Source organism: Kitasatospora hibisci (genome assembly GCF_043950205.1).
Lineage (GTDB): Bacteria > Actinomycetota > Actinomycetes > Streptomycetales > Streptomycetaceae > Kitasatospora > Kitasatospora hibisci.
The window spans coordinates 423586-435673 of record NZ_CP171642.1 but is presented as its reverse complement, the minus strand read 5'-3'; the positions used below and the strand labels follow the sequence as shown (position 1 = coordinate 435673).

10 protein-coding genes are annotated in these 12088 nt (G+C 74.1%); 3 read left to right on the top strand and 7 right to left on the bottom strand.

What is annotated here, in order from left to right; translation table 11 throughout:
• Positions 1-55 precede the first annotated feature (55 nt).
• On the top strand, positions 56-814 hold the full coding sequence (locus ACF9IK_RS02075; RefSeq protein WP_395292499.1) for a DeoR/GlpR family DNA-binding transcription regulator: 759 nt from the start codon (positions 56-58) through the stop codon (positions 812-814).
• Between the two features lie 72 nt (positions 815-886).
• Here the strand turns inward: ACF9IK_RS02075 and ACF9IK_RS02070 are convergent, their stop codons facing one another.
• Genes ACF9IK_RS02070 through ACF9IK_RS02060 form a run of 3 tightly spaced genes read right to left on the bottom strand, consistent with a single transcriptional unit; the run spans position 887 to position 4059 of the window.
• A complete protein-coding gene (locus ACF9IK_RS02070; RefSeq protein ID WP_395292498.1) occupies positions 887-1831 on the bottom strand; it encodes a carbohydrate ABC transporter permease in 945 nt (314 codons plus the stop codon).
• Complete coding sequence (locus ACF9IK_RS02065) at positions 1831-2760, bottom strand: carbohydrate ABC transporter permease (RefSeq protein ID WP_395292497.1); 930 nt, start codon at positions 2758-2760, stop codon at positions 1831-1833. The genes ACF9IK_RS02070 and ACF9IK_RS02065 overlap by 1 nt, the downstream gene beginning before the upstream one ends.
• A gap of 30 nt (positions 2761-2790) precedes the next feature.
• Positions 2791-4059 (bottom strand): extracellular solute-binding protein, encoded by a 1269-nt coding sequence (locus tag ACF9IK_RS02060; RefSeq protein WP_395292496.1) that lies wholly within the window; start codon positions 4057-4059, stop codon positions 2791-2793.
• Between the two features lie 452 nt (positions 4060-4511).
• Here ACF9IK_RS02060 and ACF9IK_RS02055 point away from each other — a divergent pair, with 452 nt between their 5' ends.
• Positions 4512-4856, top strand: a complete 345-nt coding sequence (locus tag ACF9IK_RS02055) for a DUF6247 family protein (protein ID WP_395292495.1) — start codon at positions 4512-4514, stop codon at positions 4854-4856.
• Between the two features lie 225 nt (positions 4857-5081).
• Here ACF9IK_RS02055 and gap read toward each other — a convergent pair whose 3' ends face one another.
• Complete coding sequence (gap, locus tag ACF9IK_RS02050; RefSeq protein WP_395292494.1) at positions 5082-6080, bottom strand: type I glyceraldehyde-3-phosphate dehydrogenase; 999 nt, start codon at positions 6078-6080, stop codon at positions 5082-5084.
• Positions 6081-6378: 298 nt separating this feature from the next.
• Positions 6379-7335, bottom strand: coding sequence for a GlxA family transcriptional regulator (locus tag ACF9IK_RS02045; RefSeq protein WP_395292493.1), 957 nt, complete (start codon positions 7333-7335; stop codon positions 6379-6381).
• A 291-nt stretch (positions 7336-7626) separates the two neighbouring features.
• Here ACF9IK_RS02045 and ACF9IK_RS02040 point away from each other — a divergent pair, with 291 nt between their 5' ends.
• Positions 7627-8382 (top strand): alpha/beta hydrolase, encoded by a 756-nt coding sequence (locus ACF9IK_RS02040; RefSeq protein WP_395292492.1) that lies wholly within the window; start codon positions 7627-7629, stop codon positions 8380-8382.
• A gap of 99 nt (positions 8383-8481) precedes the next feature.
• Here the strand turns inward: ACF9IK_RS02040 and ACF9IK_RS02035 are convergent, their stop codons facing one another.
• Together ACF9IK_RS02035 and ACF9IK_RS02030 are read right to left on the bottom strand one after the other, a co-directional pair.
• On the bottom strand, positions 8482-9399 hold the full coding sequence (locus ACF9IK_RS02035) for a phosphotransferase (protein WP_395292491.1): 918 nt from the start codon (positions 9397-9399) through the stop codon (positions 8482-8484).
• A 118-nt stretch (positions 9400-9517) separates the two neighbouring features.
• The gene (locus ACF9IK_RS02030; RefSeq protein WP_395292490.1) at positions 9518-11878 is read right to left on the bottom strand and encodes an FUSC family protein; all 2361 of its coding nucleotides are present in this window, start codon (positions 11876-11878) and stop codon (positions 9518-9520) included.
• Positions 11879-12088 lie beyond the last annotated feature (210 nt).

Genomic DNA, 12088 nt, shown 5'->3' with positions numbered 1-12088 from the left:
CCGCCGCCGGCCCGTGATCGGAAGCGGTGTCCACCCTCGGAGCTACAATCCGGTCATGCTCAAAGCTGATCGCGCCGCCAGGATCCTCGCCCATGTCGCCGAGGAGGGCAGCGCGAACGTGCACGTGCTCTCCGAGCTGCTCGGGGTCTCCGGTGCGACGGTCCGCCGGGACCTCCAGGAACTGCATGACCAGGGCCGGCTGCAGCGCACCCGTGGTGGGGCCGTGACCGGTGCGGTCAACCTCGAACTCCCGCTGCGCCACCGCAGCGAGAAGCAGCGGGCGGAGAAGCGGCGGATCGCCCGGGCGGCCGCGGAGCTCGTCCAGGAGGGAGCGGTCGTCGGGCTCACCGGGGGCACGACCGCCACCGAGCTCGCCCGCGTCCTGGCCGACCGCGGGGGGATCACCGTGGTGACCAACGCCGTCAACATCGCGGCCGAGCTGATCGTCCGTCCGGAGGTCCGGCTGGTGGTGATCGGCGGGCTCGCGCGGTCGGCGAGCTACGAGCTGGTGGGCCCGGCCGCGGACCGGATGCTCGCGCAGTACCACTTCGACCTCGCCTTCATCGGGGTCGACGGCCTCACGGCGCACGAGGGCTGCACCACGCACGACGAGATGGAGGCGCAGACGGACCGCGCCTTCCTGCGCGGCAGCGCGCGCTCGGTCGTCCTCGCCGACAGCACCAAGATCGGCCGGGTCACGTTCGCCTCGATCTGCCCGCTGGCCGACATCCACGACGTGGTGACGGACGACGGGCTGTCCGAGGAGCAGGAGAAGGCGCTGACCGACGTCGGCGTCCGGGTGCAGCGGGCCTGAACCGCGACGGCCGGCCCTCGGGGCCGGGCTCCGGGGAGCGCGGGTGAGGGCCGGCGCCCGCCGGGCGCTGCGCTACTTGACCGATCCGGCGGTCAGGCCGGAGACCACCTGCCGCTCGATGAAGGCGAACAGCACCACGACCGGCACGATGGCGACGACCGATCCGGCGAACAGGTAGTTCCACTGCACGGTGTAGTTGCCGACGAAACCGTTGATGCCCACCGTCAGCGGCTGGCTGTCCGGCTCGGTGGACAGGGTCAGTCCCATCACGAACTCGTTCCACGCCGCGATGAAGGTGAAGATCACTGCGGTCACCACGCCCGGCATCGCCAGCGGCAGGACCACCCGGCGCAGCGCCCCGAGCCGGCCGAGGCCGTCGATCATGGCCGCCTCCTCCAGGGCCACCGGGATCGAGCCGATGTAGGCGGTCAGGATCCAGATGGTGAAGGCCAGGTTGAACGCGGCGTTGCAGAGGACCAGCGTCCAGACCGAATTGAGCATGTGCAGCTGGTAGAACTCGCGGTAGAGGCCCACCAGGAGCGAGGTCGGCTGGAACATCTGGGTGACCAGGACGAGCAGCAGGAAGAGCCGCCGCCCCCGGTAGCGCACGCGCGCGGTGTAGTAGGCGGCAGGCAGTGCGACCAGCAGCGCGAGCAGGGTGGAGCCGCCGGCGACCAGCAGGGTGACCCTCAGGTTGCCGCCGAGCGTCGACTCGCGCCAGACGTCGACGAAGTTGGACCACGCGAAGTGCTCCGGCAGGTAGGTGGGGTCGCGCAGCTCGTTCGCCGGGCGCAGCGCCGTGACGACCATCTCCAGGTACGGCAGCACGAAGACCGCCGCCAGCAGCCAGGCCGCCGCCGTGACGAGCAGGGTGCGCGGCCCGATCCGGAGCCCGGTCCGGCCCGGGGCCGTGCGTGCCGACCGGCGCGGGCTCCGGCGCGGGGTCCGGCGCGGGGCCTGCCGTTCCCGCGGGGCGGGCGCGGAAGCGGCCGGGGCGGCGGGCGGGGTCGCCGCCATCAGCTCTCCTCCCTGTTCCAACGGCTGACCCTGAGGAACGCCAGCACCATCAGCACGACCAGAGCGAAGTTGACGACGGACATCGCCGCCGACTCGCCGATGTCGGTGTTCTTCAACTGGTACATGAACACGGTCGTGGTGGCCGTGTCGCTGCTCGGCCCGCCCTGGGTCATGCCCCAGATGACCGGGAAGGAGTTGAAGACGTTGATCAGGTTGATCACCACGCCGACCAGGAAGGCCGGGCGCAGCAGGGGCAGGGTGATCCTCAGGTAGGTCTGCCAGGGGGAGGCGCCGTCCACGCGGGCGGCCTCGTACAGCTCCGCGGGTACGGTCTGCAGCCCGGCGAGCAGCGTGTAGGTGGTGAAGGGGAGGGAGACGAAGACGGCGACCGCCGTCATCCAGGGCCAGGCGGTCGAGGGCCGGCCGAGCCAGTCCTGGGGGCCGTCGATCAGACCGAGGTCGGTCATCGCGGTGTTGAGGACGCCGGCGGTCTGGTTGAGCATCCACTTGAAGCCGATCGCGGTCATCAGCACGGATGCCGCCCAGGGCGCGATCAGCGCCCAGCGGGTGACCCGGCGGCCCGGGTAGCGCTGGTTGAACAGCTGGGCGAGGGCCAGGGAGAGCAGCATCGTCAGGCCGACGACGGCGCCCGTCCAGGCCGCCGTCCGGAGCAGGACGGGGCCGAGGTCGGACTCGCCGAACAGCTTGCGGTACTTGTCGAGCCCGGCGGAGCCTCGGACGAACCCGCTGGTGCTGATCCGCAGGAACGAGGTGCGGACCATCTCGTAGACCGGCCACAGGACCACGAACAGGATCAGCAGGACGGCCGGGCCGATCCAGGGCAGCGGGCCGAGGCGGCCGGCGGCGGAGCGGGCGGGCGCGCGCCGACCGGACCGGCGGGGCCGCGCAGCGGTGGACTTGAGGGACACGTGCGGTGCCTTCCGAACGGGTGCGACCGCCTACTTGTTCGCGACGGCGTCCTGGGACTTCTTCTGCAGGTCGCCGAGCACCTTGGCCGGGTCGCCGGCGACCGCGCTGCCGATGCCCTTCTTGAGCTCGGCGGAGACGGCGTCCCACGTGGTGTCGCCGAGCGGGTAGAAGGTGGCCTGCGGCAGCAGGGCGAAGAACGGTTCGAGGTCCTTGTGCCGGCCGCTGGCGGTCATCTCCCGCAGGGTGTCCTGGGTGACCGGCATGAGGTTGTAGGTCTCGTCGAACCTGAGCGTGTTGTCCTTGGCGTAGACGAAGTCGAGGAACTTCTTGATCTGCTCGCGGTGGCCGTTCTTCTTGAAGGCCATCGTCCAGTCCGCCACGCCGAGGGTGGACTTGAGCGGGCCGGCCTTGCCCGGGATCGGAGCGACGCCGTAGTCGACCTTGCCGTCCTTGGCCATCTGGATCAGCGAGGGGTGGCCGTTGAGCATGGCCGCCTTGCCCGCGGCGAAGTCGGCGAAGGCCGTCTTGCGGTCGGTGGTCGCGGGGTTGGCGTACGTCAGGCCGGTGTCGACGAGGTTGGCCTTCAGCCAGCCGAAGGTGTCGACGTTCGCCTGGCTGTTGATGCTGTACTTGCCGGTCCTGTCGGTGTGGCCGCCGCCGTTGCCGAGCTCCCACATCATGCTCTCGCCCTGGGCCTCCTCGGGGCCGAGCGGCAGGGCGTAGGGGGTGACGCCGGGCACCTTCGCCTTGATCAGCTCCGCGTCCTTGCGGACCTCGTCCCAGGTGGCGGGCGGCTGGGCGATGCCGGCCTGCTGGAGGACGGCCTTGTTGTAGAAGAAGGCGCGGGCGGAGGAGACGAACGGGATGCCGTACTGGACGCCGCCGACCTTGCCGGCGTCGGCGAAGGTGTCGATGAGGTTGGCCCGGGTGCCCGTCGACAGCACGTCCTCGGCCTTGTAGAGGAGGTCGTCGGCGACCTTGTCGGCGTAGCCGCCGGTCTGCAGGACGTCGGGGACGTTCCCGCTCTGGATCATCGTCTTGACCTGCTTGTCGATGTCGTTCCAGTTCACCACCTGGACGTCGATCCGGATGGCGGGGTTGGCCGCGCTGAAGGCGGTGGCGACGCCGTCCCAGTAGGCCTTCGAGCTGTTGGTCTCCTTGTCGCCGTAGTCGGCGGCCACCAGCTTGAGGGTCACGTTCCCGTTCGCCGAGCCGCCGTCGCCACCGCTGCTGCAGGAGGTGAGGACGAGGACGGCGGCTGCACACGCCGCCGGGATTCCGATGACACGTTTGTCCACTGCTGATACCGCCTTCGTCCTGCGGACCCGCGTCCTGGCGCCTGGTCCGCTCGTGGGGATTGCAGAGAGCTGTGAGCAGTCTTGAGAACGTTGTCGTGCGCCGGGGGACGGGCTGCCGCGCTGCTCGGCCGTCGGCGGCACCAGCGAACAGGCTCGCGCGCACCGGCGCAGTCTGCTTGCATGTGCTTGAAGATAGCCAGATTCGAGCAGATGTGAAAGGGCCTGGCGTGTCGCGACGTCATCACTTGGGCGCTTCGGCGGGCACTCGGCGGCCGGGCCGGGGTGGCCTCCCGGAGGTCCGTCGCGCGGCGGAGGCGGCGGTGATGGTGGTGACGGAGTGGCGGTGGCGGTGGCGGTGTTCACGGTGGCCGGCGAACGGGGAATCAACTCTCGGCGCCCACCGGGCGGAGGTGAGTGCCGTACCGTGGCCGAGGACGAAGTGGAGCACCCGATTGAGCGCCCAGCCCGACCGCATCCCCGCCCCGCCGCCGGCCCCGCTGCCCGTTCCGGCGCCGCTGCCCGCTCCGGACCCTGCGGCCGCCGCCAGGCTGGTCGCGCGTATCCGTGCCGACCGGGACGCGGCCCGCGCGGACCGCTGGCTGCCGGCGTTCGAGCGGGACTGGGGCAAGGCGCTGGAGGACTCCCGGCAGACCTACGACCTGACGCCCCTGCACGACGTCGTCCGCCGCTGGCAGGGCCGCCTCGACACCGCACCGGCGGTGGACGCCTTCGTGGCCGGCGGCCTGGACGACACGGACGGCATCGATCTGGAGCAGGTTCTCGGGGCGCGCCCCTGAGCCGCACGGCGGGCGGCAGTGGCGAGGAGTCAGGCTCCCGCCGCCAGGTGCCCTTGCTGTCGGGACGGGGAAACGGCGGTGGGCCCGGACGGAATGTCGGAACAATCCGTCCGGGCCCACTCGGGTCCGTGCTGTCTCGCACCGCTGCCGGGGCCGAGGCTCCTGCGCCTCCGTGCTCGGGGCCTCGGTCGTCCGGGGGCCTCGGCTGTCCGAGGTCCGGGCGGGTCAGTCGCGGGCCAGGAGCTCCAGCGTGTCGATGACGCGGTTGGAGAAGCCCCACTCGTTGTCGTACCAGGCGACGACCTTGACGTGCTTGCCGTCGACGCGGGTCAGGGCGGCGTCGAAGATCGAGGACGCGGGCTCGCCGGTGATGTCGCCGGAGACCAGCGGCTCGTCGGCGTAGTCGAGGATGCCCTTGAGCTTGCCGTCGGCGGCGCTGCGGTAGGCGTCGAGGATCTCCTCAAGGGTGACCTCGCGCGAGACGGTGGTGTTGAGCTCGACGATCGAGCCCACCGGGACGGGGACGCGGATGGAGTCGCCGGACAGCTTGCCGTCCAGGTTCGGCAGCACCACGCCGATGGCCTTGGCGGCACCGGTGGTGGTCGGCACGATGTTCACGCCGGCGGCGCGGGCGCGGCGCATGTCGCGGTGCGGGCCGTCCTGGAGGTTCTGCTCCTGGGTGTAGGCGTGCACGGTGGTCATGAAGCCGTGCTCGATGCCGGCCAGGTCGTCCAGGACGGACGCCAGCGGGGCCAGGGCGTTGGTGGTGCACGAGGCGTTCGAGATGATGACGTGCTCGGCCGGGTCGTACGCGTCGGTGTTGACGCCGTAGGCGAGGGTCACGTCGGCGCCGTCGGACGGGGCGCTGACCAGCACGCGGCGGGCGCCGGCCTGGATGTGGGCGCGGGCGGCGTCGGCGGAGGTGAAGCGGCCGGTGGACTCCAGCACGATGTCGACACCGAGCTCGGCCCACGGCAGGGCGGCGGGGTCGCGCTCGGCGAGCACCTTGATGCGGTGGCCGTCGACGACGAGGTCGCCCTCGTCGACCGTGACGCTGCGGTTCAGGCGGCCCAGGGCGCTGTCGTACTTCAGCAGGTGGGCGAGCGACTCGGGCGCGGAGAGGTCGTTGATGGCGACCACCTCCAGGTCGCTGCCGCGCTGGAGCAGGGCGCGCAGGCTGTTGCGCCCGATGCGGCCGAATCCGTTGATGGCGATGCGGGTCATGGAGGCTTCCTTCCGGATACCGGTCGTTTCGCCATCCATGATCGGTAGCCCGGCGTTCTCCGGACAGGGGCAGGAATGACAGGGTGCGCAAGGATCTCGCCATGATCCTCGCCAACCACCGCAAGGATCTCGCCACGGCCGCGGGGCGTCGCCCGGCGCACCCCGGGCGGCGCCGGGCCGGGGCAGGTTCGAGTGGCCCGACCAGCAGGGATGCCGGGGCGTGCGGGTGGGGTGGAGCCGGCGCGCGACGGTCCGGTCGACGTGGAGGTGTCCGCAGGCGCCGGGCCGAAGCCGTCGGTCAGGCGGCCGGGGCTGCGAAGGTGTGCCGGTACTCCGTGGGCGAGGTGCCGAGGATGCGCTGGAAGTGCAGCCGCAGGTTGGCGCCGGTGCCGAGTCCGACCCGGTCGGCTATCTGCTCGACGCCGAGGTCGGTGCGTTCGAGCAGCTCGCGGGCCAGGTCGACACGGGCCCGCAGCACCCATTGCATGGGCGTGTAGCCGGTGTCCTCGACGAACCGCCGGGAGAACGTCCGGGCCGAGACCCGGGCGATCCGGGCGAGGGTTTCGAGGGTCAGCGGCTCGGACAGGTGGGCCAGGGCCCACTCCCGGGTGTCCGCGAACAGGTCGCCCAGCGGCTCGGGCACGCTGCGCGGCACGTACTGCGCCTGCCCGCCGCTGCGGTAGGGAGCGGCCACCAGCCGCCTCGCCACGTGGTTGGAGAGCCCGACCCCGTGGTCGCGCCGCACCAGGTGCAGACAGAGGTCGATGCCCGAGGCGGCGCCCGCCGAGGTGAGCATGTCGCCCTCGTCGACGAAGAGAACGTTCTCGTCGACCGACACCAGCGGGTGCTGCTCGGCGAGCGCCTTGGTGTAGTGCCAGTGCGTCGTCGCCTTCCGGCCGTCGAGCAGGCCCGTCGCCGCCAGCGCGAACGCGCCCGTGGAGATGGCCGCCAGTCGCGCGCCCCGGTCGTGGGCGGCCACGAGCGATTCGACAACCGCCGCCGGCGGCGCGGTCGTCGCCGGATCCCGGTAGCCCGGGACGAAGACGGTGTCGGCCTGCTCCAGGGCGTCGAGCCCGTCGGCCACGTGGTACGCCAGCCCGTCGCCGCCGGTCACCAGCCCCGGGGCGGCGCCGCAGACCCGCACCTCGTAGGGCATGCTCGGCCGGGTGGAGAACACCTGGGCCGGGATGCCCACGTCGAGCGGCTTCGCGCCGTCCAGCACGAGCACGGCGACGCGGTGCTTCCTGCGGGCCATCGGTCTCTCCTCCGCTCCTGTGCCTTCCGGCCGCCCACCGGCCCCTGTCGTGACCTGAATGCCGACTGCCGCAAGTATCCTGCCATGGGCCGGTATGCGAACCGAGCGCGGGGCGGCGTAGGGGAGGGGCGGGGCCGGGGGTGGACCCCGGTGTACCGGCGGCCGAGGGCGGCCGCCATCATGGGACGCCCGGACCTCTGTCCCGCCCGGCCTCCGGAGGCTCGGACACCGGCGCGACCGGGGCCGCCTGAAGGCGCCACCGCCGCACGCACCCGAAGGGCGATCGCACCCGTGCACTTCACCTCGGAGACGACCGCGGACGGCGTCACGGAGCGCCGCTTCACCCTCGACGGCGTCCCCGGCGTCCTCTGGCTGCCCGCCGACGCACCTGCCGATGCTCCCTCCGACGCGCCGGCCCGCCGGCCGCTGGTGCTGCTCGGCCACGGTGGTGGCCAGCACAAGCTGGCCCCGGGGCTGGTGGCCCGCGCCGGCCGCTGCGCCACCCGGTACGGTTTCGCCGCCGCGGCCATCGACGCACCCGGGCACGGGGAGCGGCCGCGGACGGCACAGGACGAACGGTTCGGTACCGAGATCGGGGAACTGCTCGCGACGGGCCGGCCGATCAGCCCGCAGGTCGCCCGGTACACCGCGGCCCTCACGGAGCAGGCCGTGCCCGAGTGGCAGGCCGTGATCGACGCGCTGCGCAGGCTCGACGCCGTCGGCCCGGACGGCCCGGTCGGTTTCTGGGGGCTGTCGCTGGGCACCGTGATCGGCGTTCCGTTGGCCGCGGCCGACCCTCGGATCACCGCGGCCGTGTTCGGCCTGGCCGGCCACGACTCGCTGGCCGAGGCGGCTCGCCGGGTGACCGTCCCGGTCGAGTTCCTGCTGCAGTGGGACGACGAACTCGTCCCGCGCCAGGAGGCCCTCGCCCTGTTCGACGCCTTCCCCTCCGGGGAGAAGACCCTGCACGCCAACCCCGGAGGCCACCTCGAGCTCCCCGACTTCGAGGTGACGGCCTCCGAGCTCTTCCTCGCCCGCCACCTGTAGGAGTGACCGGACGACGCCGCGCGCCGGCGGAGCAGCAAGCCGAACCTGCCGACTTCCCCCTCCACCCGGCCCGGTTCGGGCCTGCGTGTCGGTTTCCGGTCAGTGGGGGGCCGTCGCGACGAGGCGGCGCAGGGAGGCGGCGGCCGGCGGGGCCCAGGTGGGCTGGCCGCCGGGGCGGCCGCGGCGGCCGGCTTCGCCGATGAGGAGGCCGCTGAGGGCGCGCAGCAGCGCCCAGCCGCGGGCGCGGCGCAGGGTCGCGGCGTCGGCGGCCGCCCCGTAGGCCCGGTGGAAGTCGTCCGCGGCGTCGTCCGGGAGGAGGATCCAGGGGGCGGCGAGGTCGCAGGCCGGATCGCCCGCACAGAGATCGCCGAAGTCGATCACGCCGCAGATGGTGCCCTCCGCGGTGAGGACGTTGGCCGGGTGGAGGTCACCGTGGAGCCACAGCGCCGGGCCGGCCCACGCGGGCGCGGCGGCGGCGTCCTCCCATACCGCGCGGGCGGCGTCCGGGTCGGGGACGAGCCCGAGCTCCGTCGCCTCGGCGAGCGCCCGCGCGAACCCCTCGGCGTGCTCGGCCAGCGGCCCACCGCGGCCGCGGCCGACGGGCGCGCCGTCGGGGGCGGGCCGGTGAAGGGCGGTCAGGAAGGCCGCCAGGGCGCCGGCGGCCTCCGCGCCCCGGGTGACGGGGGCGCGGTCGGCGGGGTCTCCCGGCACCCAGGTGGTGACGATCCAGTGCCGTGCGAGGCGTTCGGAGGGCTCGCCGAGCCGTTGCGGGACGGGCACCGGCAGGGGCAGCCGCGCAGCGAGGCCGGGCACCCAGGCGTGCTCCTTGCGTAGCAGCGCGTCCGCGGAATCCGTCGCCCAGGGCAGGCGGACGGCGAGGTCGTCGCCGAGCCGCCACAGCTGGCTGTCCCAGCCGCGGGCGCCGAACGTCACCGGGCGCTCGGCCAGGTCGGGGTGCTGGTCGCGGAGCAGCTCGCGGACGCCTTCGGCGGTGATCTCGATCTTGGTGTGCGTCATACGGAGCAACGCTAGCCGGGCGGCGGCCGGCCGGAGCCGGAATCCGGGAAAGGCCGCGGGCGCGGGGCAGGGAACCGGGGCCGGCACCGGGTGCCGCGGGCGTCTTCGGAGTCGCGGGTCAGGGCGCCCGCCCGTCCGGGGCCGGCCGGGCGGGCGCCCCGCGGTTGACCCGCTCCAGGTCGTCGAGCAGCCCGGAGAGCCACAGGGTCACGTCCACGGCGTACAGCGCCGCGGCGTCGGACGGCGTCCGGGTGGCGATGAGCCGGGCTTCGCGCAGGGCGGTGCGGGCGTGGGCCAGCTCGTGGTCCGCGGTGCCGGCGGGGGCGCGTTCGCGCAGGGCCGCGCCCTGGTGGCGGAACGCAGCCGCCACCTGGTCCGCGCGGCCCACCAGCGCGGCCGCCCCGTCGGGGCCGGTCGCCGCGCCGCCGGGCGGGATGCGGACCAGCAGCGGTTCGGCGCGCCGGACGGTGTGCTGGCCGGTGCGCACGGCCGCCTGCCAGTCCGGGCCGTCCTCGGCCGGGTCGTGCCGCTCGCTCCGGTACTGCGCGTAGAGGGCCTCGGTGAGCAGCGCGCAGTGCCGCGCCCGGCGGAGCGCGCCCTGCCCCGGGCCCGTTCCGGTGAGCACGGCGACGGTCTCGCGGAGGGCGTCGGCGCTCCGGTCGAGCAGTTCTCCGGTGCGCCGCCGCAGGTCGTGGCCGCCGCCCTTGGGCCAGGCGCAGAGCCCGGCGATGATGCCGATCGTCGCGCCGGTGGCCACGTTGACCAGGCGCGCCTCCGCCAACCGCCAGCTGGCCGGGGCCAGCTGGGAGAAGACCATGGCGACGACGACCGTGAAGGCGCCCTGGGCCCAGGCCAGTCCGAGCACCGGGCCGAAGGCGAACGCGAAGAGCATCATCGGCGGCAGCGCGGCGGCGTAGAAGACGGGGTGGTCGCCGACCGCGATCAGCAGCACGGCGGTGACGGCGGCGCCACCCGCCGTGCCGACCAGCGCGGGGCGCAGCGTCATCCGGGTGTCGGCGGCACTGGTCCGCATCAGGGTGAGCGTCGCCAGCAGGACCCAGAAGCCGTGGCTGAGGTCGAGGGCGCCGGCCACCAGCCGGGCCGCGCTGAGGGCCCCGGCGGTGCGCAGGGCGTTGCGGAAGTAGACGGAGAGGGGTGTCAGGTTTCCGCTGATGCGGCGCCACCAGAGCATCGGGGCCGGCTCGTGGGCGTACCAGAACGGACCCGGGCGCTCGTCGGGAGGCGTGTCGTCGGGTGGCGGGGGTGCGTGGCGGGCGGTGCGGGTGGTGAGGGTGAGGAACCGGGCGCCCTCGGCGGCGTTGAGCGCCGCCGAGCCGAGCACCAGCCGAGCCACCGCCGTTCGTCCGTGGTCGTGGTCGTGGTCGTGGTCGCGGTCACCGTCACCGGTCGGCGGGTCGGGGCCCGGGGCGCGGTCGGCGGTGCCGCCGGCCGCGGGCGCGGTGGGTGCGGGTGAGGTGCGCGCGGTCTCGAAGGCGGCGATGCGGGCCTCGATCGACTCGGCGGACGGCAGCGGGCCGCCCGGCCGTACCCCGGCGGCGGCCGCGCGGAGGGCCTGCGCGGTGGCGGCCACCAGGCCGGCCGCCTGCACGGACGGGCCGCCGGGGAAGCTGTAGCGGCGGACCCGCTGGAGGTCGGCGGCGATGGCGTGCAGAACGGTGCCGCTGTGGGTGAGGGCGCGGTCGACGGCACCCGGCCCGGCGGGCCGCTCCATCACCGGGATCCGGGAGAGCCGCAGTTCGTCCAGCCGGGCCGCGGCGTCCTTCGCCTCCTCCGCGTCGTCGTGGGCCGGCCCGCCCGCGGGCGGGGCACGCCCCGCCTGCGGCCCGGTCGGGTGCGAGCCGGTCGGGGCGGTGGCGCGGCGGCCGTCGGCGCACTCGGCGGCGGCCAGGTCGGCCAACTGGGCCAGCGACCGGGCGGCGCGGGCCAGCCGGTCGCGGTAGTCCGGCGGTGCCGGCTCCGGCCAGAGCAGCAGCTCGGCCGCGGCGAGCAGGAGCAGCCCCACGGTCACGCCGGCCAGCCGCTGCGGGAGGGTGTCCGGGGCAAAGGGCGGGAAGCAGGGGAGGATGTAGAAGAGCTGGAGCCCGTTGGCCAGTCCCACCAGCCGAGGCCCGCCCACCGAGCCGAAGGACACCGCGAAGCCGACGCCTGCCATGCCGAGCGCCGCCGTCCACGAGTGGACGGCCAGGACGGTGCCCAGGCAGATCAACACCCAGGCGAACGGCAGGGTCACGAGCAGCGTGCGCGCCCGGGTCCGCGCACTGCCCTCGACCCGGGCCAGCGCACCGACCGCGACGGCCCCGAACAGCGCGTAGGTGGCCGTCACGGACTGGTGGAAGCCGTAGCGGAAGGAGTAGAAGCCGGCGCACGCGGCCGCCGTCACCCGGACAGCTCGGTGCGCCACCGTCGGGTCGGGGCGGGCGCGGCGCTTCTGCTCCGGCCCGCCGGGCAGGCGACGCATCGCACCTCGCTCCGGTGGGGGCCTTCGGACCCGGCGGCAGCACCGCCCCGGGGGAACGGCACGGCCGACGCGGCGGCGTGGCGGCACCTCCCGGCCGGAGGCCGGGGGAGCGCCGAGCCACGGCAGGCCACCCACCCGAGACGCCGCACACCTCCACCCTAGGCCCTGTTCGGCCGATCCCGCCGGGCGCACGACGCCGGGCATCCCGCG